Source organism: Streptomyces sp. NPDC036813, assembly GCF_055609245.1.
Genome location: NZ_JBVJPV010000004.1, coordinates 131615 through 154306 on the forward strand (window position 1 = coordinate 131615; position 22692 = coordinate 154306).

At 71.8% G+C, this 22692-nt stretch carries 23 protein-coding genes, 1 pseudogene and 1 riboswitch; of the genes and pseudogenes, 13 read left to right on the top strand and 11 right to left on the bottom strand.

Features of this window, described 5'->3' with window-relative positions; all coding sequences use genetic code 11:
- The first annotated feature begins 14 nt into the window (after positions 1–14).
- Together ACZ67Q_RS10615 and ACZ67Q_RS10620 are read left to right on the top strand one after the other, a co-directional pair.
- Complete coding sequence (locus tag ACZ67Q_RS10615) at positions 15–968, top strand: ROK family glucokinase (protein WP_469809748.1); 954 nt, start codon at positions 15–17, stop codon at positions 966–968.
- Positions 969–1035: 67 nt separating this feature from the next.
- The gene (locus tag ACZ67Q_RS10620) at positions 1036–1791 is read left to right on the top strand and encodes an endonuclease/exonuclease/phosphatase family protein (protein WP_471179242.1); all 756 of its coding nucleotides are present in this window, start codon (positions 1036–1038) and stop codon (positions 1789–1791) included.
- On the opposite strand, the gene ACZ67Q_RS10625 is transcribed toward ACZ67Q_RS10620, so the two are convergent.
- Entirely contained in the window at positions 1788–2375 is a 588-nt protein-coding gene (locus tag ACZ67Q_RS10625; protein WP_471179244.1) for a hypothetical protein, read from the bottom strand. The genes ACZ67Q_RS10620 and ACZ67Q_RS10625 overlap by 4 nt on opposite strands.
- The gene (locus ACZ67Q_RS10630; protein ID WP_471179247.1) at positions 2368–3147 is read right to left on the bottom strand and encodes an alpha/beta hydrolase; all 780 of its coding nucleotides are present in this window, start codon (positions 3145–3147) and stop codon (positions 2368–2370) included. Before ACZ67Q_RS10630 ends, ACZ67Q_RS10625 begins: the two co-directional genes overlap by 8 nt.
- 169 nt (positions 3148–3316) lie before the next feature.
- Between ACZ67Q_RS10630 and ACZ67Q_RS10635 the strand changes: the two genes are divergently transcribed.
- From ACZ67Q_RS10635 to ACZ67Q_RS10655, 5 genes and pseudogenes are all read left to right on the top strand, one after another.
- Positions 3317–4063, top strand: coding sequence for a lysophospholipid acyltransferase family protein (locus ACZ67Q_RS10635; protein WP_471179250.1), 747 nt, complete (start codon positions 3317–3319; stop codon positions 4061–4063).
- A 31-nt stretch (positions 4064–4094) separates the two neighbouring features.
- Positions 4095–5318: a MacS family sensor histidine kinase gene (gene macS / locus ACZ67Q_RS10640; RefSeq protein WP_471179253.1), complete on the top strand. Its 1224-nt coding sequence runs from the start codon at positions 4095–4097 to the stop codon at positions 5316–5318.
- Entirely contained in the window at positions 5315–5992 is a 678-nt protein-coding gene (locus ACZ67Q_RS10645) for a response regulator (protein ID WP_471179256.1), read from the top strand. The genes macS and ACZ67Q_RS10645 overlap by 4 nt, the downstream gene beginning before the upstream one ends.
- A gap of 89 nt (positions 5993–6081) precedes the next feature.
- Positions 6082–7110 carry a 6-phosphofructokinase gene (locus ACZ67Q_RS10650; protein WP_471179258.1) on the top strand — a complete coding sequence of 343 codons (1029 nt, stop codon included), beginning with the start codon at positions 6082–6084 and terminating at the stop codon, positions 7108–7110.
- 61 nt (positions 7111–7171) lie between these two features.
- Positions 7172–8166 (top strand): annotated as a pseudogene (locus ACZ67Q_RS10655) (2-hydroxyacid dehydrogenase).
- On the opposite strand, the gene ACZ67Q_RS10660 reads toward ACZ67Q_RS10655, so the two are convergent.
- Complete coding sequence (locus ACZ67Q_RS10660; RefSeq protein WP_471179261.1) at positions 8118–9998, bottom strand: anthranilate synthase family protein; 1881 nt, start codon at positions 9996–9998, stop codon at positions 8118–8120. The pseudogene ACZ67Q_RS10655 and the gene ACZ67Q_RS10660 overlap by 49 nt on opposite strands.
- 99 nt (positions 9999–10097) lie before the next feature.
- The gene (locus ACZ67Q_RS10665; protein ID WP_471180090.1) at positions 10098–10154 is read right to left on the bottom strand and encodes a trp operon leader peptide; all 57 of its coding nucleotides are present in this window, start codon (positions 10152–10154) and stop codon (positions 10098–10100) included.
- An 86-nt stretch (positions 10155–10240) separates the two neighbouring features.
- Here ACZ67Q_RS10665 and ACZ67Q_RS10670 point away from each other — a divergent pair, with 86 nt between their 5' ends.
- The 3 genes from ACZ67Q_RS10670 (at position 10241) to ACZ67Q_RS10680 (ending at position 13592) form a co-directional block, all read left to right on the top strand.
- Positions 10241–11713: a hypothetical protein gene (locus tag ACZ67Q_RS10670; RefSeq protein ID WP_471179263.1), complete on the top strand. Its 1473-nt coding sequence runs from the start codon at positions 10241–10243 to the stop codon at positions 11711–11713.
- A gap of 104 nt (positions 11714–11817) precedes the next feature.
- Positions 11818–13167: a class II 3-deoxy-7-phosphoheptulonate synthase gene (locus tag ACZ67Q_RS10675; protein WP_471179266.1), complete on the top strand. Its 1350-nt coding sequence runs from the start codon at positions 11818–11820 to the stop codon at positions 13165–13167.
- 182 nt (positions 13168–13349) lie between these two features.
- Positions 13350–13592 carry a (2Fe-2S)-binding protein gene (locus tag ACZ67Q_RS10680; RefSeq protein WP_471179269.1) on the top strand — a complete coding sequence of 81 codons (243 nt, stop codon included), beginning with the start codon at positions 13350–13352 and terminating at the stop codon, positions 13590–13592.
- A gap of 40 nt (positions 13593–13632) precedes the next feature.
- On the opposite strand, the gene bfr is transcribed toward ACZ67Q_RS10680, so the two are convergent.
- Positions 13633–14112 carry a bacterioferritin gene (gene bfr, locus ACZ67Q_RS10685; RefSeq protein WP_471179272.1) on the bottom strand — a complete coding sequence of 160 codons (480 nt, stop codon included), beginning with the start codon at positions 14110–14112 and terminating at the stop codon, positions 13633–13635.
- Positions 14113–14297: 185 nt separating this feature from the next.
- Between bfr and ACZ67Q_RS10690 the strand changes: the two genes are divergently transcribed.
- Entirely contained in the window at positions 14298–14930 is a 633-nt protein-coding gene (locus ACZ67Q_RS10690) for a sulfite oxidase-like oxidoreductase (protein ID WP_471179275.1), read from the top strand.
- A 19-nt stretch (positions 14931–14949) separates the two neighbouring features.
- Here ACZ67Q_RS10690 and ACZ67Q_RS10695 read toward each other — a convergent pair whose 3' ends face one another.
- The 6 genes from ACZ67Q_RS10695 to thiO all read right to left on the bottom strand — a co-directional run bounded on the left by ACZ67Q_RS10695 (position 14950) and on the right by thiO (position 20815).
- Positions 14950–15525: a DUF4396 domain-containing protein gene (locus tag ACZ67Q_RS10695; RefSeq protein WP_471179277.1), complete on the bottom strand. Its 576-nt coding sequence runs from the start codon at positions 15523–15525 to the stop codon at positions 14950–14952.
- A 75-nt stretch (positions 15526–15600) separates the two neighbouring features.
- Positions 15601–16470, bottom strand: coding sequence for a deoxyribonuclease IV (locus tag ACZ67Q_RS10700; RefSeq protein WP_471180093.1), 870 nt, complete (start codon positions 16468–16470; stop codon positions 15601–15603).
- Between the two features lie 84 nt (positions 16471–16554).
- Complete coding sequence (pknB, locus tag ACZ67Q_RS10705) at positions 16555–18489, bottom strand: Stk1 family PASTA domain-containing Ser/Thr kinase (protein ID WP_471179280.1); 1935 nt, start codon at positions 18487–18489, stop codon at positions 16555–16557.
- Between the two features lie 140 nt (positions 18490–18629).
- On the bottom strand, positions 18630–19424 hold the full coding sequence (locus ACZ67Q_RS10710; RefSeq protein ID WP_471179283.1) for a thiazole synthase: 795 nt from the start codon (positions 19422–19424) through the stop codon (positions 18630–18632).
- A gap of 3 nt (positions 19425–19427) precedes the next feature.
- The gene (gene thiS, locus ACZ67Q_RS10715) at positions 19428–19628 is read right to left on the bottom strand and encodes a sulfur carrier protein ThiS (RefSeq protein ID WP_471179286.1); all 201 of its coding nucleotides are present in this window, start codon (positions 19626–19628) and stop codon (positions 19428–19430) included.
- Positions 19625–20815 (bottom strand): glycine oxidase ThiO, encoded by a 1191-nt coding sequence (thiO, locus tag ACZ67Q_RS10720; protein WP_471179289.1) that lies wholly within the window; start codon positions 20813–20815, stop codon positions 19625–19627. Before thiO ends, thiS begins: the two co-directional genes overlap by 4 nt.
- Positions 20813–20926: riboswitch (TPP riboswitch) on the bottom strand. (Overlaps the previous gene by 3 nt.)
- 52 nt (positions 20927–20978) lie before the next feature.
- Between thiO and ACZ67Q_RS10725 the strand changes: the two genes are divergently transcribed.
- Positions 20979–21350 (top strand): avidin-fold protein, encoded by a 372-nt coding sequence (locus ACZ67Q_RS10725; RefSeq protein ID WP_471179292.1) that lies wholly within the window; start codon positions 20979–20981, stop codon positions 21348–21350.
- 32 nt (positions 21351–21382) lie between these two features.
- Positions 21383–22621, top strand: a complete 1239-nt coding sequence (locus ACZ67Q_RS10730; RefSeq protein WP_471179294.1) for an NAD(P)/FAD-dependent oxidoreductase — start codon at positions 21383–21385, stop codon at positions 22619–22621.
- The last annotated feature ends 71 nt before the right edge of the window (positions 22622–22692 follow it).

Below are 22692 nucleotides of genomic sequence, written 5' to 3' on the forward strand. Positions count from 1 at the left end.
AAACTGAGGGATTCATGGGACTCACCATCGGCGTCGACATCGGCGGCACGAAGATCGCGGCCGGCGTGGTCGACGAGGAAGGCAACATCCTCTCGACCTTCAAGGTGCCGACCCCCACCACGCCCGAGGCCATCATCGACGCCATCGCCTCGGCGGTGGAGGGCGCACGCGCGGGGCACGAGATCGTCGGTGTGGGCATCGGCGCCGCCGGATACGTCAACCGGCAGCGCTCCACGGTCTACTTCGCGCCCAACATCGACTGGCGCAACGAGCCGCTGAAGGAGAAGGTCGAGGCGCGCACCGGCCTCCCGGTCGTCGTGGAGAACGACGCCAACGCCGCCGCGTGGGGCGAGTACAAGTTCGGCGCGGGCAAGGGCCACCGCAACGTCATCTGCATCACGCTCGGCACCGGTCTCGGCGGCGGCATCATCATCGGCAACAAGCTGCGCCGCGGCCACTTCGGCGTGGCCGCCGAGTTCGGCCACATCCGCATGGTGCCGGACGGCCTGCTGTGCGGCTGCGGCTCGCAGGGCTGCTGGGAGCAGTACGCCTCCGGCCGCGCCCTCGTGCGCTACGCCCGCCAGCGCGCCAACGCCACCCCGGAGCGCGCCGAGATCCTGCTCGGCCTCGGCAACGGCACCCCCGACGGCATCGAGGGCAAGCACATCTCCGTGGCCGCCCGCCAGGGCGACAAGGTCGCCGTCGACTCCTACCGCGAGCTCGCCCGCTGGGTCGGCGCCGGCCTGGCCGACCTGGCCTCGCTCTTCGACCCGTCCGCCTTCATCGTCGGCGGCGGTCTGTCCGACGAGGGCGAGCTGGTCCTCGACCCGATCCGCAAGTCGTACAAGCGCTGGCTGGTCGGCGGCAACTGGCGTCCGGTCGCCGAGGTCCGCGCCGCGGAACTGGGCAACGAAGCCGGCCTGGTGGGCGCGGCGGACCTGGCCCGGGAGCCCGACCCCATCATGTGATGTCCGCCTGCGATCGGTGCCCGTCGCTCCTCCGGGAGTGGACGGGCACCGGCGTATGTTGATCACCATGCTCACACCGCTCCCCAACTCCCGCACAGAGCCCGACGGTTCTGCAACCATCCGGGTCCTGAGCTACAACGTCCGCTCGATGCGCGACGACACCGACGCCCTCGCCCGCGTCATCCGGGCCTGCGCCCCCGACCTGGTCCTGATCCAGGAGGCCCCCCGCTTCTTCCGCTGGCGCAAGAAGCTCGCCCGCCTCGCCCACGCGGCGGACCTCGTCATGGTCACCGGCGGTGCGACGACCACCGGACCGGCGATCCTCAGCACCCTGCGCGCCACCGTCGAGCGCACCGAGGACGTGCTGCTGCCGCCGCCCCGCAATCCGGACCTGCACCGCCGCGGCCTCGCCACGGCGGTGGTCCGCTTCGGCGGGGCCCGGCTCGGCGTCGTCAGCTGCCACCTCTCCCTCGACGACGAGGAGCGCCGCACCCAGGCCGGCCTGTTCCTGGACCGGCTGGCCGCGCTCGGCGTGGACCACGTCGTGGCGGGCGGTGACATCAACGAATCCCCCGACGGCCCGGCCTTCCGCCACATCACCGAGTCGCTGCAGGACTGCCCCGCCGTCGCGCCCTGGGGAGGCACACACACCTGGAACTCGGCCGACCCCCACGAACGCATCGACGCGATCTTCGCCACCAAGGGCATCGAGGTGCTCGGCTGCGGCGTGCCCGTCGGTGCCCCCGGTGTCACGGAGGCAGACCTGAGGGCGGCCACCGACCACTTTCCGGTCCTGGCCGCCCTCAGAATTCCCGTGGGCTAGACGACCGCCCCGCGCCCGGGGTCCCCGTCGTCGTCCTCGTCCGTCCGCATCCGCATCACCAGCGTCACGCAGCCGCCGAGGAAGCCGCCGACCGAGAGGGTCGTCAGCCACCAGGTCATGTCCCAGCGCAGCAGCACCGCCAGCAGGAGCAGCAGCGGGCCGCCGACGACACCGAGCCAGGCGAATTTCGCCGTGGCGTCCGCCTCGGGCAGCGGCGGCGGCTCCGGTGGGACGAAGTGCCCCTCGTCGTCCTCGTCGAAGTCGTCGTCGGAGGGGTCGGGCGGGGAGTGGTCGCGCGGGCCGAGGCCGGGGGCGAAGGAGATCGAGCTGCCGAGCGGCCGCGCCGGTGTCGCCGGCTTGCGCTCCTCGGGCTCGTCGTCGGTGGTGGGTTCCGGCAGGGCCAGATCCTCCACCGACCGGAACGGTCTGCTGCCGGGAGGGTCCGCCGGCTCCTCACCGTAGGCGGCGATGATCGCCTTCCACGCGGCCTCCTCGTCGAAGGGGACGCTCTGCTCCTGGGGCTCGTGCGCGTCGCGCTCGTCGCGGCCCTCGCGCTCCTCGCGCTCCGAGTCGTGCTCAGCCACCTGCCGCCGTCCCTTCCTTGCCGAAGCTGGGTGCGAGCCGGCCGATGAACGCGAGGCTCTCGGCGAAGATGCGGTCCGCGTCGTGGTCCAACGTCGCCACGTGGTAGCTCTGTTCCAGCAGGATCTCCGTGACGTCGGTGGACGAAACGCGGCTGAGGATGCGTGCCGAGTCGGCCGGCGGGACGACATGGTCCTGCGGGCTGCGCAGGAGCAGCAGCGGCTGCGTGACCTGCGGCAGCTCGCCGTCGACCAGCCGGAAGAAGTTCCGCAGCGAGTGCGCGGCGTGCAGCGGCACCCGGTCGTAGCCCAGCTCGGCGCTGTTCGGCTTGGCGATGTCGCTGGCGATGCCCTTCGTCGCCGGCACCAGATGACGTACGACGGGCAGGGCGTGGGCGGCGAGGCCGTGCACCTTGTTCGCCGGGTTGACCACGACGACGCCCTCGACCGCGTCCCCGTGCCGCGCGGCGAGGCGCAGGGCGAGCGCGCCGCCCATGGACAGCCCGGCCACGAAGACGCGCGCGCACCGCTCGCGCAGGGCGCGCAGCTCGCGGTCCACCTCCGCGTACCAGTCGGGCCAGCCGGTGACCTGCATGTCCTCCCAGCGGGTGCCGTGCCCGGGCAGCAGCGGCAGCGAAACGGTCAGGCCGTGCTCGGCGAGGTACTCCGCCCAGGGGCGCAGCGACTGCGGGGAACCGGTGAAGCCGTGGCAGAGGAGGACCCCCACCTCCCCGCCCTCGTGGCGGTACGGCTCGGCTCCAGGAAGGACCGGCACGGTCGGTCTCCTGTTCGTGAGAAGGGTGTGAACTGCTCCCAAGACTTCCAGGTGAGCTTCACCGTACGCGACGGCACTGACACCGACCAGGGGCGTCGGTCTCTTCGCCGCCCTCCGGGTTAAGGTCTGTTCGACACATACAGGAGGCACTCGGTTGTTGTACGGCGCGATGAAGGTTTCTATCGGAGGGTCGCTGAAGCTCGTCTTCCGGCCCTGGGTGGAAGGCCTGGAGAACGTCCCGGCCGAGGGCCCGGCGATCCTGGCGAGCAACCACCTGTCCTTCTCCGACTCGTTCTTCCTGCCCGCAGTGCTCGACCGCAAGGTCACGTTCATCGCCAAGGCCGAGTACTTCACCACCCCCGGGGTCAAGGGCCGGTTGACTGCGGCGTTCTTCAAGGGCGTCGGCCAGCTCCCGGTGGACCGCTCCGGGGCGCGCGGTGCGGGTGAGGCCGCGATCAAGAGCGGTATCGAGGTGCTGGAGCGCGGCGAGCTGTTCGGGATCTACCCCGAGGGCACCCGCTCGCCCGACGGCCGCCTCTACCGCGGCAAGCCGGGCGGCCTCGCGCGCGTGGCGCTCGCCACCGGGGCGCCCGTGATCCCCGTCGCGATGATCGACACGGAGAAGATCCAGCCGCCCGGGAAGGTCGTCCCGAAGGTCATGCGGCCCGGCATCCGCATCGGCAAGCCGCTCGACTTCTCCCGCTACCAGGGCATGGAACACGACCGGTTCGTGCTGCGCGCGGTGACCGACGAGGTCATGTACGAGATCATGAAGCTCTCCGGCCAGGAGTACGTCGACATGTACGCGACCGCCGCCAAGCGGCAGATCGCGGAGGCGGCGAAGGCGCAGAAGGAGGCCGAAGCCGCGCTGGCGAAGGCCGAGAAGGAGCAGGCGAAGAAGGAGAAGGACGCTTAAGGGCGCCTGCGGACCGACGGGGGTGGGGGACGTGGCCAGACGCGAGCGAGTCATGCGCATGTCGGTCGAGCTGCCGCTGTGGCGTGCGCTGACCGCCTACCGGGTACTGACCATGCTGTACGCGGTCGGTCTGTTCGCCACCGCCTACGGACGCTTCACCCGCCCCTGGCTCGCCATCGCCTACTACGCGGTGCTGTGCGTGTGGACGCTCGCCACCCTGCCCAGGGTCGCCAACGCGCAGAGCTGCACCCGGCGTTTCCTCGCCGCCGACCTGACCGTGGCGCTGGCCGGCATCCTGCTGACCCCGCTCGCCGACAACCACCAGCGGATCATGGACGGTGGGCCGACGCTGCCGTCGATATGGACCGCCGGCGCGGTGCTGGCGTTCGCCATCAAGGGCGGCTGGCGCTGGGCGGCGTACGCCTCCACCCTCGTCGCCGTCGCGAACCTCCTCGAGCGCGGTGCCCCGGCCCGCGACACCGTCCACAACGTGATCCTCGTCTGGGTCGCCTCCATCGCCATCGGCTACGTCGTCGAGGTGGCCCGCGCCTCCGAGCGCACCCTGGCCCGCGCCCTGGAGATCGAGGCGGCGACCAGGGAGCGGGAGCGGCTCGCCCGGGACATCCACGACAGCGTGCTGCAGGTGCTCGCGATGGTGAAGCGGCGAGGTGCCGCGCTCGGCGGCGAGGCGGGCGAACTGGGCCGGCTGGCCGGCGAGCAGGAGGTGGCACTGCGCACCCTGGTCTCCGGCGGCCTGGTGCCCGTCTCCCGGGTGTCCGAGGACGCTGCCGAGGGGGCCTTCGTACGTGCCGTGGAGGAACCGGACGACGACGCCGGCCCGGTCGACCTGCGCGCGCTGCTCGCGCCGTACGCTGCGGACCGGGTCTCCTTCGCCGAGCCCGGCGCGCCCGTGCCGCTGCCACCGCTCGCCGCGCGGGAGCTGGCCGCCGCGGTCGGGGCGGCGCTGGACAACGTCCGCAGGCACGCCGGCGCGGGCGCCCGCGCATGGATCCTGCTGGAGGACGAGGCCGACGAGATCGTGGTGACGGTCCGCGACGACGGCCCCGGCATCCCCGAGGGACGGCTCGCGCAGGCCGAGGGGGAGGGGCGGCTCGGGGTCGCCCTGTCGATCCGCGGGCGGCTGCGTGACCTCGGCGGCAGCGCCGAACTGATCTCGACGCCCGGGCAGGGCACCGAAGTGGAACTGAAGGTACCGAAGGCGAAGGCCGCACGGGGGAAGGCGGAAGCGCGATGAGTGAGCAGCAGGACCCGATCAAGGTCATGGTGGTCGACGACCACCCGATGTGGCGCGACGCCGTCGCCCGCGACCTGGGGGAGTCCGGCTTCGAGGTGGTCGCCACCGCCGGAGACGGCGAGCAGGCCGTGCGCCGCGCCCGGGCCGCCGCGCCCGACGTGCTCGTCCTCGACCTCAACCTGCCCGCCAAGCCCGGCGTCCAGGTCTGCAAGGAGGTCGTCGCCGCCGACCCCGCGCTGCGTGTGCTGGTGCTCTCCGCGAGCGGCGAGCACGCCGACGTACTGGAGGCCGTGAAGTCCGGCGCCACCGGCTACCTGCTGAAGTCCGCCTCCACCGAGGAGCTGCTGGACGCGGTGCGCCGCACCGCGGCCGGCGACCCGGTCTTCACGCCCGGCCTGGCCGGGCTGGTCCTCGGCGAGTACCGGCGCCTGGCCTCCGAGCCCGCGCCCGCCCCGGACGCCGGCGAGCCGAGTGCGCCCCGGCTCACCGAACGCGAGACCGAGGTGCTGCGGCTGGTCGCCAAGGGCCTGAGCTACAAACAGATCGCCGAACGCCTCGTCATCTCGCACCGCACGGTGCAGAACCACGTGCAGAACACCCTCGGCAAGCTCCAGCTGCACAACCGGGTCGAGCTGGTGCGGTACGCGATAGAGCGCGGTCTCGACGACGAGTGAGTCGCCCGCGCACGGCCCCGTCGCACCGCTAGCGTGGAGAACAGCAGCTCGTGGGGAGCAGCAGCGTGACGTCCGCGAAGGGACATCCCATGCGCGTCGGAGTACTGACCGGAGGCCGTGACTGCCCGGGCCTCAACGCCGTGGTGCGCGCCGTCGTCCGCAAGGGCGTCCAGGAGTACGGCGACGAGTTCGTCGGCTTCGTGGACGGCTGGCGCGGTCCGCTGGAGGGGGAGACCGTCCCGCTGGGCATTCCGCAGGTGCGGGGCACCCTGCCGCGCGGCGGCACCATCCTCGGCTCCTCGCGCACCCACCCGCTGGACGACCCGGACGGGGTCCGCCGGATCCGCGAGAACCTCGCCAAGGCCGAGGTGGAGGCGCTGATCACGATCGGCGGCCGGGACACGCTCGGCACCGCGGCCCGCCTCGCGGACGAGTACGGGCTGCCCCTGGTCGGCGTACCGAAGACCATAGACAACGACCTGTCCGGCACCGACTACACGGTGGGCTACGACACCGCCGTCTCCGTCGCGACCGCGGCGATCGACCGGCTGCACACCACCGCCGAGTCCCACAAGCGGGTGCTCGTCGTCGAGGTGATGGGCGGCGACTCGGGCTGGATCGCGCTGCGCTCGGGCCTGGCCGGCGGCGCGAACGTCATCCTGATCCCGGAGCAGCCCTTCGACGTCGACCAGGTGTGCGCGTGGGTCACCTCCCGTTTCCGGGCGTCGTACGCGCCGATCGTGGTCGTCGGTGACGGGGCGCGCCCCAAGGACGGCTCGATGGTGCTGCAGCACACGCCGGACGGCGGCCTGGGTCAGGTGCGGCTGTCGGGTGTGGGCGAGTGGCTCGCCCGGGAGATCGAGCACCGCTCCGGCAAGGAGGCCCGCACGACGGTCCTCGGCCACATCCAGCGCGGCGGTTCGCCCAGCCCCTTCGACCGGTGGCTGGCCACCCGCTTCGGTCTGCATGCCATCGACGCCGTGCACGAGGGCGACTTCGGCACGATGGTCGCGCTGCACGGCACGGACGTCGTGCGGGTGCCGATCTCCGAGGCGACGGCCCGGGTGAAGAGGGTGGAGCCGAAGCTGTACGAGGAGGTCGGGGTGTTCTTCGGCTGAGCGGCGGCCGGCGGTGAGGGGACGTGTATTCCGGCCAGAACCGACCGGAAGGGGACAGCTGGTGGACATCCTGGCCTTCGGTGTACAGGCCGACGAAAGGCCCCTGATCGAGGCCGCCTTCGCCGGCCGGCACGAGGTGCGCTGCCTGGACGTCTTCCTCAACGAGGACACCGCCCCCATCGCCGCCGGCCACGAGGTGATCTCCACCAGCGTCAACGCCGACCTGAACGGCTGTGTCCTCGAGACCCTCGCCGCCGGCGGCACCCGGATGATCGCCCAGCGCTCCACCGGCTTCAACAACATCGACCTGGCCGCCGCCGAACGGCTCGGCATGACCATCGCCCGGGTGTCCTTCTACTCGCCGTACTCCGTCGCCGAGTTCGCCTGGGCGCTCGCCCTGGCCGTCAACCGCCGGATCGTCCGCGCCTCCACCCGCACCCGCGACTTCGACTTCCGGCTCGACGGACTGATGGGCCGCGACATGCACGCTCGCACCGCCGGAGTACTCGGCACGGGCAAGATCGGCGAGGCGTTCGCCCGGATCGCCCACGGCTTCGGCATGCGGCTGCTCGGCTGGGACTCGCCGAGAACCCGGCGTGCGTGGAGCTGGGCATGCGGTACGTCCCCAAGGACGAACTGCTCGCCGAGTCCGACCTGGTCACCCTGCACATGCCGCTGACCCCGCAGACCCAGCACCTCCTCGACGCCGCCGCGCTGAAGGCGATGAAGGACGACGCGATCCTGGTCAACTCCAGCCGCGGCGGCCTCGTCGACACCGCGGCCCTCGTCGACGAACTGCGCGAGGGCCGCTTCACGGGTGTCGGACTGGACGTCTACGAGTCGGAGGCGGGCCTGTTCTTCCTCGACAAGTCCCTTCAGGCCATCGAGGACGACATCCTGGCCCGCCTGGTCACCTTCCCGAACGTGCTGGTCACGTCCCACCAGGCGTACTACACCGAGGACGCCGTCGGGCAGATCGTCGACACCACGGTACGCAACGTCCTGGACTACACCGCGGGCCGCCGCTCGGGGAACGTGCTGGTGCCGCGCAGCTGATCCAGCAGCTCCCGCACCACCGCGGCGCCGTTCAGGGACAGCACCGACTCCGGGTGGAACTGCACCCCGCCGAAGCCGGGACCCCGCACCGCATGCACCTCGTGTGAGGCGTTACGGCTGACCTCGATGCCGTGCGCGGCCAGCTCCGCGGCGCTGTCGTCGTCGCAGCGGGCGACGAAGCTGTTGTAGAAGCCGACGGTCTCCTCGCGGCCGAACAGGTCGATCACCGTCTGCGCCCCCTGGTACGGCACCTCCTTGCGGACCAGGTCCAGGCCCAGCTCGGCCGCGATCAGCTCGTGGCCGAGGCAGACGCCGAGAACGCCGTGCCGGTGCCCGGCGAGGACGGCCGCGGTCAGCTCCCGCAGGACGCGCATCTTGGGATCGTCCAGGTCGCGGGGGTCGCCCGGGCCGGGGCCCAGCACCACCGGGCCCTCGTGCGCGAGGACCGCCCGGCGCAGGTCCGGCTCGTCGTAGCGCCTGACGGTGACGGTCAGTCCGGCGGCCCGCAGCACATGCGCCAGCATCGCCGTGAAGGTGTCCTCACCGTCGACGACCAGGGCGTGCCCGGTCAGCTCCGCCGACGGCTCCTGCATCCGCAGCCAGAACGGCGCGAGCAAGGCGCGGCGCCCGTCGAGGGCGGCACGCACGCGGGGGTCGTCGGCGAGTCGCACGCGCGTGTGCTCCGCACGCGGGCGGGAGGGGCGCACGCCCAGCGCGGCGAGCACACCCGCCGCCTTCGCGTGGGTCTCCGCGACCTCACCGGCCGGGTCGGAGCCGCGCACCAGGGTGGCGCCGACCGGGACGCGCAGCCGTCCGGCCGCGTCGATGTCGGCGGTGCGGATGAGGATGGGGGAGTCGAGGGTCTGCGCGCCGCCGGAGTCCCGGCCGAGCAGCGCCAGGGCGCCGGCGTAGTAGCCGCGTCCGCCCACCTCGTGCCGCTGGATGACCCGGCAGGCGTTCTGCACCGGCGAGCCGGTCACGGTCGCCGCGAACATCGTCTCGCGCAGCACCTCCCTGGCGTCCAGCGTCGACCTGCCGCGCAGCTCGTACTCGGTGTGCGCGAGGTGGGCCATCTCCTTCAGCCGCGGGCCGACGACGACCCCGCCCATGTCGCCGACGGTGCACATCATCTTCAGTTCCTCGTCGACGACCATCGACAGCTCCTCGATCTCCTTGCCGTCGGCGAGGAAGTCCAGCAGATGCTCCGGCGTCGGCCCCCCGGCGGGGTAGCGGTACGTTCCGCTGATCGGGTTCATCACCACCGTCCCGCCGGACATCCGCACATGCACCTCGGGACTCGCGCCGACGAGCGTGCGGTCCCCGGTGTGCACGACGAACGTCCAGTACGCCCCCCGCTCGCCCTCCAGCAGCCGCCGGAACAGGGCCAGCGCGTCGGCCCTGCCGAAACCCGGGATGTCGCCCTCGTAAGTGCGCCGGATGACGAAGTTGGCGCCCTCGCCCCGGCCGATCTCCTCCCGCAGCACCCGAGCGACGATCGCGCCGTACTCCTCGTCCTCGATGTCGAAGCCGCCGCCCTCGACCCGCACCGCGTGGGCGGGCAACTCGGCCAGCGCGGTGCCGAGGGACAGCGAGTGCCGCTCCTCGGGGACCAGTACCGCGAGCGGTGTGCCGTCGTCGCGGACGTCGAAGCCGCGCTCGCGGATCTGCCGGAACGGCACCAGCGCCAGGCACTCGTCGGGCAGGTCGGCGAGGCGGTCGTGGTGGGTGACCGGGCCGATCAGCAGCTCGACCACGTCCTCGCGGTGGCCGGGGGTGCGGCGGCGCAGCAGGGCGAAGGGGCGGGGGTCGGACAGCAGGTCCGTGAGGTTCATGGGGTGGGTCCTTCTCGATCTGTCGATGGAGAGGAACGACCCCGGACACACCGAAGGCCGCCCCTCGGGCGGCCTTCGCGAAGTCTTGCGTACGCGCAGTCAGTGGGCCGCCGGAGAAGCGGTCCACCACCAGTTCTGGACGAGTTGCGCGAACATGCCGGGCACCCTACCCGATGCCGCTACGGGTTACGATCCCCTTCTGCCTTTTTGGCATGTCCCTATCGACTCCACGGAAGGTGTGCATGGGACTCATACGGGGATCCAGGCCGCTCGCCTGGCTCGCGGCCCTCGCGGCGCTGCTGACGGCTCTGACCATCCGTCCGGCCGCGGCCGCGGACACGCCGACGATGACGCAACTCTCGCTCGGGGCGGACCAGTTCAAGCTCACCGACACCAGCTCCGTGTCGGCCGCGAACAGCCTCTACACCAACCACCTCACCAGCCACGCGACGCTGTCCGACGTCGTCACCACCGACATCACCAGGAACTCCGCAGGCGCCGACGACCCCTGGCTGAACCTGCGCTCGATGCGCTCCTGCGCCGGAACCGAGACCAAGGCCCTGCCCCCGGTGGGCACAGGGACGGCCTGGTGCTGGTCGCAGGCCCACGGCGACGACACCAGTCCGCACTGGTGGCCGCAGGGCATGAGCAGCACCGGCACCGCCGACGGCGCCGACGGCACCATCCAGGGCCGTCACGTCCTGGCCGTCGCCTGGCACTACCGCACGCTCAGCGACGAGACGTCCGCCGGCTGCAAGACCGACAACCTGCTCAAGCTCTCCCTGCTGGACCGCGACACCGGTAAGTACCGCCACATCCTGCTCGCCGAGCCCACCGGCACCGGCAGCAACTTCCGGTTCGTCACCGGCCATGGCGGCGGCATCGTCTGGTACGCCAACTACCTGTACGTCACGGACACCGCCCACGGCATCCGGGTCTTCGACCTGAACAAGCTCGCCAAGGTCGACACCTACGGCTCCGGAGTGAGCACCTACGGCATCGACGGCGCCGGACGTTCCAGCGCCTGCGGCTACCCGTACGTCGTGCCGCAGGTGCACTACTACCAGCAGGCGGGCACCCCCTCCGACTGCTCGGGCCACAGCATCGACCCCGAGCAGCTGTGCTTCTCCTGGCTGTCCCTGGACAAGACCGGCGGCGCGCCCTACAAGCTGGTCGCCGGTGAGTGGCAGGGCTACACCGACGGCGGCCGTGTCGTGCGGTACCAGCTGAACCCGACCAGCGCCGCCTCCTACCCGGGCCTGCTCAACATGTCCGGCGGCAGGACGGTGATCCAGGACGCCTGGGCCGCCTCCCGCTACCGGGGCCTGCAGGGCGGTATGACCTGGACCGACGGCCAGGGCGTACTGAACTTCGCCTTCCACAAGGGCTGCGGCACCAAGCCCGGCGTCTACTCGCACACCTGGGTGGGCGACACCCGGGCCGGCACCAGCTGCGCGGCCGGCGGCAACTGGTCGGCGGGTCCGCCGCAGGCCCTCAGCTACTGGCCCCGACTCGACGCCGATCAGGTCGACGAGGTGTGGGGGCTGACCGAGGGCATCTGCCCGGGCAGCGCCCTGAGGGCGGCGCACCCGGAGTTCACGGCCGCCACCGAGGAGGGTGACGCGTGCCTCGGCCACCAGGGCGCCGACAACCTCTCCCTGCGCGCGGTGTTCTCCGTCGGCTTCACCGATCCGGCGGTACAGGACCTGCACTGACGCACCGGACGGGTCCGCCGCGCGCCGGCCGCGCGGCGGACCCGTCCGTCTCATCTTTTGAGCCACGGCATGGACGTCTGCGGTGACCCCGTAATGTTGAGGGCGTGACCGTGAACGCAACCAGCCCCAGCGCTGGCAACACCTGGCGAAACCTGCCCGCGGCGCAGCAGCCCGAGTACCCCGACCCCGAGGCTCTGCGCGCAGTGATCGCGGACCTCGAGTCGTATCCGCCGCTCGTCTTCGCGGGCGAGTGCGACCAGCTGCGCGCCCGGATGGCGGCCGTCGCCAAGGGAGAGGCGTTCCTCCTCCAGGGCGGCGACTGCGCCGAGGCTTTCGACGCGGTGTCCGCCGACCACATCCGCAACAAGCTCAAGACGCTGCTCCAGATGGGTGCCGTACTGACGTACGCCGCGTCCGTCCCGGTGGTGAAGGTGGGCCGGATCGCCGGCCAGTACTCCAAGCCGCGCTCGAAGCCGACCGAGACCCGGGACGGGGTGACGCTTCCGACCTACCGGGGCGACTCCGTCAACGGTTTCGAGTTCACCGAGGCCGCGCGCGTGCCGGACCCGGAGCGCCTGAAGCGCATGTACCACGCGTCGGCCTCGACGCTGAACCTGGTACGTGCCTTCACCACCGGCGGCTACGCCGACCTGCGCCAGGTGCACGCCTGGAACCAGGACTTCGTGAAGTCCTCGCCGTCGGGGCAGCGCTACGAGCAGCTGGCGCGCGAGATCGACAACGCGCTGAACTTCATGCACGCCTGCGGGACGGACCCGGAGGAGTTCAAGACGGTCGAGTTCTACGCCTCGCACGAGGCGCTGCTCCTCGACTACGAGACGGCGCTGACCCGCGTCGACTCGCGCACCGGGAAGCTGTACGACGTCTCGGGCCACATGGTGTGGATCGGTGAGCGCACCCGGCAGCTGGACGGCGCGCACATCGAGTTCGCCTCCAAGATCCGCAACCCGATCGGGATCAAGCTCGGCCCGTCCACGACGGCCGAGGAGGCGCTGCAGTACATCGACCGCCTCGACCCCGAGCGCGAGCCGGGCCGGCTGACGTTCATCGTCCGCATGGGCGCCGACAAGATCCGCGACAAGCTCCCCGAGCTGGTCGAGAAGGTCACCGCGTCCGGCGCCACCGTGGCCTGGGTGACCGACCCGATGCACGGCAACACCTTCGAGGCGGCCTCCGGGCACAAGACCCGCCGCTTCGACGACGTGCTCGACGAGGTCAAGGGCTTCTTCGAGGTCCACAAGGCTCTCGGCACCCACCCGGGCGGCATCCACGTGGAGCTGACCGGCGACGACGTCACGGAGTGCGTGGGCGGCGGCGACGAGATCTTCGTCGACGACCTGCACCAGCGCTACGAGACGGCCTGCGACCCGCGGCTGAACCGCAGCCAGTCGCTGGACCTGGCGTTCCTGGTCGCGGAGATGTACCGGGACCAGTGAGCGGCCTGTACGGCGGCCAGTGACGGGGCCGCTCGGTACGGGTTGTTTTCGGCCAAGAAGTGGGGCGCGGATCACATACGATCCGCGCCCCACGGCTCTTTTGCGGCCCCCGCACGACAGGTAAGGTTAGGTTAGCCTCACCGATCAAGGGTCGGAGTGGCACGACCCCGACCGACCGGGAGGTGACCCGCGTGTTCGTCTGCAGCTGCTTCGGTGTGACCGAGGCCCAGGTCAAGCAGCATGCGGAGAACGGTGCCTGCACCCCCCGCCAGATCGCCTCCGCCTGCAAGGCCGGCACGGACTGCGGCTCCTGCGTCCGCCGCATCCAGGCGCTGCTGGGCCGGGGCTCCTGCCCGCGGCGCGACCTCGCCGGCCAGGGCAAGCCGGTGCTCGCCGAGCTGCAGCGCCTGGACGAGGCCGCCTAGCTTCTCGGGGCTGTTCGGCCCGCTGGGCCCGCGCGGTCGCTCAGCTCTCCGGCTGCTCGACGAGCTGCGCGATGTACAGCGCCTCGCCGAGCTTCTCGACCAGCTCCAGCTGGGTGTCGAGGTAGTCGATGTGGTGCTCCTCGTCGGCGAGGATGTCCTCGAAAATGTTCGCGGACGTGATGTCACCCTTTTCGCGCATCACCTTGATGCCGCGCCTGAGCCGGTCGATCGCCTCCACCTCGATCTGACGGTCGGCCTGGAACATCTCCGTGACCGTCTGCCCGACCCGTACATGGAACAGCCGCTGGTAGTTCGGCAGCCCGTCCAGGAACAGGATCCGGTCGGTGAGCACCTCGGCGTGCTTCATCTCGTCGAACGACTCGTGCCGCGTGTATTTGGCTAGCTTGGTCCAGCCGAAGTTCTCCTGCATCTTCGCGTGCAGGAAGTACTGGTTGATCGCGGTCAGCTCACCGGTCAGCTGCTCGTTGAGGAACTCGATGACCTCGGGGTCGCCCTGCATCGCGGCGGGCTCCTTCCACCTGGGGGATCGGGAGGTTGCGGCGGCATGATTGCACCGGCCTCGTGGATCGTCCAGTAAGTGCGCACTTAGTAAGTAAGGGCATGCTTGGCGGATTTGGCGGCGAGTTGTCCGGTTCGGGGGCTGCCTGGTCCTGTGCACTGCTCCCGGTCTGTCAGGATGGATACATGGGTCATCCGGTGGAGCGAGAATCTGGAGAAGCAGCAGTGTCCGAGCTTCCGCCGGGACAGCGAGTGCAGAAGGGCTGGCCGGTCACGCACTACGGGCCGGTGCCCAAGTTCCGGCCCGAACGCTGGGAGTTCCGGGTGTTCGGCGCCACCGCCGACGGCGCGAAGCACTGCTGGAGCCACGAGGAGTTCACGGCGCTTCCGTACACCACGGTCGTCGCCGATCTGCACTGCGTGACGAAGTTCAGCATGCTGGGCGCGGAGTGGGGTGGCATCCCCGCCCGGGCCATCCTGGACATCGCGCCGCCCGCCCCCGAGGTCACCCATGTGATGGTGTGGGCGGAGTACGGCTTCAGCTCCAACCTGCGCCTCGCCGACTTCACCGCCGAGCGCACGCTCTTCGCCACGCACAAGGACGGCGAACTGCTGACCGCCGAGCACGGGTTCCCGCTCCGGCTGGTCGTGCCCCACCTGTACGCCTGGAAGGGCCCCAAGTGGGTGCGGGGCGTGGAGTACATGACCGCCGACCGCCGCGGCTTCTGGGAGGAGCGCGGCTACCACAACATCGGCGACCCCTGGAAGGAACAGCGCTACTCCTACCAGGAAGAGCCCGGGGACGGCCCCGAGCTCTGAGTCCTGCTGCCGCCGTGGGTCAGTGGTGGTACTGGTGCACCACCGCGTGGCCCTTGCCGCGGCCGATCATCCACTTGTTCACCGGGGTCGTCACGACGAAGGCGAGCGCCAGCGAGATCGCCAGCGCGCCCCAGAAGAGCAGGTCGTCCAGGTGGGCGTCCATTGCGGCCGGCCACAGCGCGATCACGCCGTTGTCGATCAGCTCCATCACGGCGATCGACAGGGTGTCCGCGGCCAGCGCCACCCGGAAGGCCGTACGGAAGTCGACGCCGGCCTTCAGCACGCCGCGCAGCGTGAGGGAGTAGCCGAAGACGAAGGCCAGCGCGATCGCCAGCACCATCGTCGCCGCGTTGCCCCAGCCGAGCCAGGTGCCGATCACCATGCCCAGCACCTCGCCGATGGCGCAGCCGGTGAGGCAGTGCAGGGTGGCCTGCGCGGCCATGGCCCAGCTCGCGGCCGGCGCGTGGTGATGGCCGTCGTGGCCGTGGCTGCTGTGACCGGCGTGGTCGCTGTGGCCGGCGTGGTCGCCGTGACCGTGGTCGTCCTGGCCGTGGTCCCTGTGGTGCGTGTGCTCGGCGTGCGCTTCGTGCTGCATGACTGCCCCCATGGCCAGGTAACGGTTCCTGCGACGACAGGAACCGTATACCCCCCGGGGGTATTCCTCAATGCTTTATGACGCGCGGAGTTTCTTCAGCCGCTCCACGTCCGCCGCGTGCCCCTCCTTGCCACCGGGCGTCTCGATGACCAGCGGCACACCGTCGGTCGCGGGGTGCGTCAGCAGCGCGCGGAAAGCGTCCTCGCCGATGTGACCGGCGCCGATGTTCGCGTGCCGGTCCTTGTGCGCGCCCACCACGTCCTTCGAGTCGTTGGCGTGGATCAGCTTCAGCCGTCCCTCGCCGACCGTTTCCACCAGCAGGTCCAGCGTCTGGTGGGCGCCGTCCGGCCCGGTCAGGTCGTGCCCGGCGGCGAAGATGTGGCAGGTGTCCAGGCACACGCCGAGCTTGGGGTGACGGTCCAGCGCGTCGAAGTACGGCCCGAAGTCCCAGGTCCGCGAGCACAGCGAGGCACCCTGCCCGGCCGTGGACTCCAGCAGCAGGAACGGATCGTCGTCGTGGGTCAGCTCCTCCAGCAGCGGCAGCACGTGCTCACGCACCTGCTTCAGCGCCACCTCCCGGTGCCGGCCGCCGGTCGCGCTGCCGGTGTGCACCACCACACCCAGCGCCCCGATCTCACGCCCCCGCCGCAACGAGTGCCGCAGCGACTCGACCGACTTCTCGACCGTCGCCTCCGTGTGGGAGCCGAAGTTGATCAGGTACGGCGCGTGCACATACGCCGGGATCGACTCCGCCTCGCACGCCGCGCGGAACGCCTCGTCCTGCCGAGGGTTCCCGGCGGGCGTGGCCCAGCCGCGCGGGTTGGCGACGAAGACCTGCACGGTCTCGGCGCCCAGGTCACGGGCGTACGACAGACCGACGGAATGCAGACCGCCGGCCACCGGGACGTGCGAGCCGACGGGGTTGCGCAAGGGAGATCGAGGTATCACCCGTTCAGCCTGCCATGCGCGTCGGGGTGCCCCCTCACGCGGCCGAGGTGGCCTCGGTCACCGCCGGCCCCGGCTCGTACGTCAGCGGATGGTGATCGTGATCGTCGACCCCTTCGGCGCCTTCTCGCCGCCCTTCACGGACTGCTTCTTCACGGTGTCGCCGAACAGCCCGAGCAGCCCGCGGTCCTCCTTGACCTGGAAACCGGCGTCCTTCAGGGCCTGCTTGGCGTCGTCGACGCTGTCCCCCACCACGTCCGGGACCTCGATCATCTGCGGTCCCTTGGACAGGGTCAGCGTCACCGTGTCGCCCTCGGCGGCCTGCCCCCCGGAGTCCGGGGACTGCGCGGCGACCTGTCCGGCGTCGAGCTCCGAGTTCACCCGCTCCGGGGCGACCTTCACCTTCAGGCCGGCCTCCTCCAGCTGGGACCGGGCGTCGGCAAGGTCCGAGCCGGTGACGTCCGGGATGTCGACGGGGCTGCCCTTGCTGACGGTGAGCGCGACCGCCGAGCCCGCGCGGCGCTCCGTGCCCGCCTCGGGGTCGGTGCCGATCACCGAGCCGCGCGTCACCTCGTCGCTGAACTCCCGGTTGATCATGCCCGGCTCCAGTCCGCTGTCCTTCAGCACGGACCGGGCCTTGTCCAGCCTGTATCCCTGCAGATCGGGCACCTTCACGGTCTCCGGGCCCTTGGACACGGTCAGTCGCACCGCGTCGTGGTCACGGATGCGGGCCCCCGGCTCCGGGTCGGTGCTGATGACCTTGCCCCGCGCGACCGTGTCGCTGTAGGCGTAGGTGACCTTGCCGGACTCCAGACCGGCCCGCTCCAGCCGCTGCTTCGCCTGCGCCTCGGACTGCGCCAGCAACGGCGGCACCTTGGTGAACTGCCCCGAGTTGATGTACCAGACGCCCGCGCCGACGCCGAACACCAGCAGCACGGCGGCGACCAGGGTGAGCAGCCGCCGCCGGGACCGCGAAGGCCCCGGGTGCGGGGGAGCCGGCGGCGGGCTCTGCCAGCGGCTGGTGCGGTTCAGCGCGGCCGCGTCGCCCTCGTCGTCCTCGTTGACCGGCAGCGGACGGGGCACGGTCAGCGCGCGGGGGATCACGCTCGTGCGGTCGTCGGCGTTGTCGTGCTGCGCGGACAGCGCCTGCGGCGGCACCGCGTCCAGCTGCTCCTCGCTCAGCCCGGCCCGCGCCTCGCGCGCGTGCGCCAGCATCGCCACCGCGTCGTGCGGGCGCGCCTCGGGAGTGCGGGCGGTCGCCGCCGCGACCAGCCCGTCCAGCGGGTGCGCCAGCCCCGGCACCAGTGTGGAAGGCGCCGGAACGTCTTCGTGCAGATGCTTGTAGAGCACGGCGGCCGGGGAGTCGCCGTCGTGCGGCTTGCCGCCGGTCAGCATCTCGTAGAGCACGACACCGCACGCGTACACGTCCACGCGCGGGTCGGCCGTGCCGTGCTCGATCTGCTCCGGCGCAAGGTAGGAGACGGTGCCGAGCACCTCGCCGGTCGTGCTGGTGACCGTGTCCACCGAGCGCACCAGCCCGAAGTCGGCGACCTTGACCCGGCCGTCGTCCCCTATCAGGACGTTCTCCGGCTTCATGTCGCGGTGCACGAACCCGGCCCGGTGCGCGGAGCCGAGCGCGGCCAGCACCGGCTCCAGGATGTCCAGCGCGGCCCGCGGCTGCAGCGCCCCGCGCTCACGCAGCACGTCGCGCAGGGTGCAGCCGGCGATGTACTCCATCGCCAGATACACGTACCGGCCGTCGGCGCCCTGGTCGAAGACCTGGACCACGTTGGGATGGGCCAGCCTGGCGACGGACTTCGCCTCCCGGATGAACCGCTCGACGAACGAGGCGTCGGCCGCGAGCGTCGGGTGCATCACCTTCAGCGCGAGCACGCGGTCCAGACGGGTGTCCAGGGCCCGGTAGACCGTGGCCATCCCGCCGGCCGCGATCCGCGCGTCGACGCGATACCGGCCGTCGAGCACCTGCCCGACGAGGGGGTCCGAGAGGGTCGTATCCACGCAGGCGAGTCTACGAGCCGTGACCGACACACCAGCCGTTTCACCCAGCCAGGGGGGTGACTGCAGCCGACCTGTGACGTGTCGCGCGCACCGGCATCACGCATGTCACGCGCACCGGCACCGCACACGGGCCGCGGGCCTCAGAAGGCAGGCCGCTCCGGGTCCAGCCGGGCCACGCCCTCGGTGGGCGAGGAAGCCTCGGCGAAGTGCCGCTTGGGGATCCGTCCCGCCCGGAACGCCAGCCGGCCCGCCTCCACCGCGTGGCGCATGGCCTCCGCCATCACCACCGGCTCCTGCGCCCGCGTCACCGCCGAGGCGAGCATCACACCCGCGCACCCCAGCTCCATCGCCAGCGCCACGTCCGACGCCGTGCCCGCGCCCGCGTCCAGGATCACCGGCACGCGCGCGTGCTCGACGATCAGCTGGAAGTTGTGGGGGTTGCGGATGCCGAGCCCGGAACCGATGGGCGAGCCGAGCGGCATGATCGCCGCACAGCCGACGTCCTCCAGCTTCCGCGCGAGCACCGGGTCGTCGTTGGTGTACGGCAGCACCGTGAACCCGTCGTCGACCAGCGTCTCCGCCGCGTCCAGCAGCTCGATCGGGTCCGGCAGCAGCGTGCGCTCGTCGGCGATGACCTCCAGCTTGACCAGGTCCGTGCCCAGCGCCTCCCGCGCGAGGCGGGCCGTGAGCACCGCCTCCCCGGCGGTGAAGCAGCCGGCGGTGTTCGGCAGCACCCGGATGCCCAGACGGTCCAGCACCGACAGCACCGAGCCGTGCACGTCGGGGTTGACCCGGCGCATCGCGACGGTCGTCAGCTCGGTTCCGGAGGCGACCAGCGCCCGCTCCAGCACGTCCAGGCTCGGCGCGCCGCCGGTGCCCATGATCAGACGGGACGAGAACGGCGCACCTGCGAGGACGAAGGGGTCGTCAGCCATGGTTCAGCCTCCCTGGACGGCGGTCAGGACCTCGACGCGGTCGCCGTCGGCGAGGGCCGTGGTGGACCACTGCGTGCGCGGGACGACGGTCTCGTTGAGGGCGGCGGCCACCCCGGAGGGGGCCGCGGTGAGCGACTTCACGACGGCGTCGAGAGCCGTGCCGGGATCGATGCGGCGGGGCTCACCGTTGACGGAGATGTTCATGCGGGCTGCTCCGTGAGGGTGCGTGCGGGCTGCTGCGCGGCCGCGACGGGGGCAAAGCGCTTCGGGGTGAAGGGGCGGGCCTCTTCCGGCAGCTCACCGGTGACGAGGGCCTGGGCCAGCACGTCCCCGGTGACGGGGGTGAGCAGGACGCCGTTGCGGTGGTGCCCGGTGGCCAGCAGCAGCCCGTCCAGCGCGGTCGGGCCGAGCAGCGGCGCGTTGTCGGGGGAGCCGGGGCGCAGCCCGGCCCGGGTCTCCGTCAGCGGCAGCTCGGTGATGCCGGGCACCAGCTCGTGGGCGTCGCGCAGCAGCTCGTAGACGCCGCCCGCGGTGACCGTGGTGTCCCAGCCCATCTCCTCGCTGGTCGCGCCGACGACCAGCTCGCCGCTCTCGCGCGGCACCAGATACAGCGCGCCGCCGCGCACCACCGCGCGCACGGTCCGGCTCAGGAACGGCGTCCGGTGGCCCGGCATGGTGAGCCGCAGGACCTGTCCCTTCACCGGCCGCACCGGCGGCAGCACATCCTCCGGCACGCCCGGAAGGCGCCCGCTCAGGCTGCCGGCGGCGAGCACGACCTGTGCCGCGCCCAGCTCCTCGCCCCCGCGGGTGACGACGCCCGCGGCGCGCTCCCGGGAGACGACGAGCCGCTCGGCCCAGTCGCGGTGGAACAACACTCCGGCCCGCTCGCAGGCGGTGACCAGCGCGGCCGCCAGCCGCCGCGGGTCCACCTGGTGGTCGCCGTCGACCCGCAGTCCGCCGCGCACACCCGGTGCCAGCATCGGCTCCAGGCGCCGGCACTCCCGGCCCGACAGCCACTCCGACTCCAGGCCGGACTGCCGCTGCAGGGCGTGCAGTTCCTTGAGGTGGGCACGGTCGTCGGCGTCCAGGGCGACGGCGAGAGTGCCGCTGCGGCGGTAGCCCAGGTCGTGGCCGCTCGCCTCGGTGAGTTCGGCCGCGAAGTCCGGATAGCGGCGCGCCGAGGCCAGGTTGAGGGCGAGCAGGGTCTGCTCGCCGTAGTGCAGTTCCGTGACGGCGGCCAGCATCCCGGCCGCCACCTGCGCGGCTCCGCCGCCGGGCTCGGGCTCCACGACCGCGGTGGCGAAGCCCCGCTGCGCGGCCCGCCAGGCCGTGACCAGCCCGATGATCCCGCCCCCGATGACGAGGACGTCTGACGTACGCGTAGGCGACATGGGCGTCCAGCCCCTCCCTTCGCCGGCATGACCCGGATCAGGTTCGTACGGTCGGAGGCCGTCCCAGCCTCCCTCTCAGCCCAGTGCGTCCGGGCTCCCGCGAGTGCTTTACGGTGGCCACCCTAGCCCGTGCCGCTGTGTGTCTGTAAGGGAGCCTTCCGTCATGACCCGGTCCCTCGACGGTCTCGTCCTCGCCCCGGTCGCCGACCAGGCACCAGGTCAGGTGGGCACGCGCACCCGCTTCACCTACCACGAGCGCGGCGGCGAGATCTGGGCCGAGTACGCCGGCGGCGACGTGGTGCGCGGGCACCTCGTGGGCACCCGGCAGGGGGACCGGCTGGACTTCCGGTACGTGCAGCTCAAGCAGGACGGGACCACCTCCTCCGGGCACTGCGTCTCCACGGTCGTCGAGCTGCCCGACGGGCGGGTGCGGCTGGAGGAGACCTGGGAGTGGGAGTCCCAGGAGGGCAGCGGTACCAGCGTGGTGGAGGAGCTGCACGCGCGTGTGGAGCAGGTCACGGCGCAGGACCGCTGACTGACGGTCTGTCAGTTGTCTATGGTGATCAGGTGAGCGAGCAGACGCAGCAACGGGGCACCTCATCGGCGGCGCAGGCGCGGCGCGTGGTCGTCGTGGGCGCGGGCATGGCCGGGGTGCAGACCGCGGTGGCCCTGCGCGAACAGGGCTTCACCGGCACCGTCACGCTCATCGGCGCCGAACCCCACCAGCCCTACGACCGGCCGCCGCTCTCCAAGGCCGTCCTGCTCGGCACGGCCGAGGGCTCCGCCTTCGACGTGGACTTCGAGGCGCTGGGCATCGAGCTGCGCCTCGGCTGCGAGGTGCTGGGCGTACGCCCCGCCGACCACGAACTCGACACCGAGGCCGGGCCCGTCCCGTACGACGTCCTCGTGCTCGCCACCGGCGCCGAACCGATCACCCTGCCCGGCGCCGAGGGCGTGCCCGGCGTGCACCTGCTGCGCACCCTGGACGACGCGGAACGGCTGCGCCCGGTGCTCGTCCTGCAGCACGACATCGTCGTGGTCGGGGCCGGCTGGATCGGCGCCGAGTTCGCCACGGCCGCGCGCGAGGCGGGCTGCGCGGTCACCGTCGTGGAGGCCGCCGACCGCCCGCTCGCCGGGGCGCTGCCCGCCGAGGTCGCCGCGCCGATGACCCAGTGGTACGCCGACGCCGGTGCCGAGCTGCGCACGCACGCGCGCGTGGCGGGCGTCGAGCCGGGCGTGGTGGTCCTCGACGACGGCACCCGGCTGCCCGCCGGCGCGGTCGTCGTCGGCATCGGCGCACGGCCGGCCACCGGCTGGCTGGCGGGCTCCGGCGTCGCGCTGGGACCGCAGGGCGAGGTGGTGGCCGACGCGCATCTGCGTACCTCGGCGGAGGACGTGTACGCGGTCGGCGACTGCGCCTCCTTCCCCTCCGCCCGCTACGGCGAACGACTGCTCGTCCACCACTGGGACAACGCACTGCAGGGCCCGCGCACGGTCGCCGCGAACATCGTCGGCGACACGCCCGCGGAGTACGACCCGGTGCCGTACTTCTGGTCCGAGCAGTTCGGCCGCTTCGTCCAGTACGCCGGCCACCACACCGCGGCCGACCGCACCGTGTGGCGGGGTGACGCGTCCGGCCCGGCCTGGACGGTGTGCTGGCTGCGCGAGAACCGGCTGGTCGCCCTGCTGGCGGTGGGCCGCCCGCGCGACCTGGCCCAGGGGCGGCGGCTGATCGAGGCGGGCACGGCGATGGATCCGGAGCTGCTGGCGGACCCGGTGAGGCCGCTGAAGGCGGCCACGGCCTGAGCCGTCCGGGGGTGTCGTCAGGGGTGTGTCGTCCCAGGTCGACGGGCCCGGGTGGACCGCCCTGACTTCCG

Excerpts from the sequence above, each read along its gene's own strand:
- ACZ67Q_RS10650 (WP_471179258.1), top strand. The coding sequence starts at position 6,082 with ATGCGCGTCGGAGTACTGACCGGAGGCCGTGACTGCCCGGGCCTCAAC.
- ACZ67Q_RS10635 (WP_471179250.1), top strand. The coding sequence starts at position 3,317 with ATGAAGGTTTCTATCGGAGGGTCGCTGAAGCTCGTCTTCCGGCCCTGG.
- ACZ67Q_RS10725 (WP_471179292.1), top strand. The coding sequence starts at position 20,979 with ATGACCCGGTCCCTCGACGGTCTCGTCCTCGCCCCGGTCGCCGACCAG.
- ACZ67Q_RS10645 (WP_471179256.1), top strand. The coding sequence starts at position 5,315 with ATGAGTGAGCAGCAGGACCCGATCAAGGTCATGGTGGTCGACGACCAC.
- thiO (WP_471179289.1), bottom strand. The coding sequence starts at position 20,815 with ATGTCGCCTACGCGTACGTCAGACGTCCTCGTCATCGGGGGCGGGATC.
- ACZ67Q_RS10660 (WP_471179261.1), bottom strand. The coding sequence starts at position 9,998 with ATGAACCTCACGGACCTGCTGTCCGACCCCCGCCCCTTCGCCCTGCTG.
- bfr (WP_471179272.1), bottom strand. The coding sequence starts at position 14,112 with ATGCAGGGCGACCCCGAGGTCATCGAGTTCCTCAACGAGCAGCTGACC.
- ACZ67Q_RS10620 (WP_471179242.1), top strand. The coding sequence starts at position 1,036 with ATGCTCACACCGCTCCCCAACTCCCGCACAGAGCCCGACGGTTCTGCA.
- thiS (WP_471179286.1), bottom strand. The coding sequence starts at position 19,628 with ATGAACATCTCCGTCAACGGTGAGCCCCGCCGCATCGATCCCGGCACG.
- ACZ67Q_RS10695 (WP_471179277.1), bottom strand. The coding sequence starts at position 15,525 with ATGCAGCACGAAGCGCACGCCGAGCACACGCACCACAGGGACCACGGC.
- ACZ67Q_RS10690 (WP_471179275.1), top strand. The coding sequence starts at position 14,298 with ATGGGTCATCCGGTGGAGCGAGAATCTGGAGAAGCAGCAGTGTCCGAG.
- ACZ67Q_RS10670 (WP_471179263.1), top strand. The coding sequence starts at position 10,241 with ATGGGACTCATACGGGGATCCAGGCCGCTCGCCTGGCTCGCGGCCCTC.
- ACZ67Q_RS10710 (WP_471179283.1), bottom strand. The coding sequence starts at position 19,424 with ATGGCTGACGACCCCTTCGTCCTCGCAGGTGCGCCGTTCTCGTCCCGT.
- ACZ67Q_RS10615 (WP_469809748.1), top strand. The coding sequence starts at position 15 with ATGGGACTCACCATCGGCGTCGACATCGGCGGCACGAAGATCGCGGCC.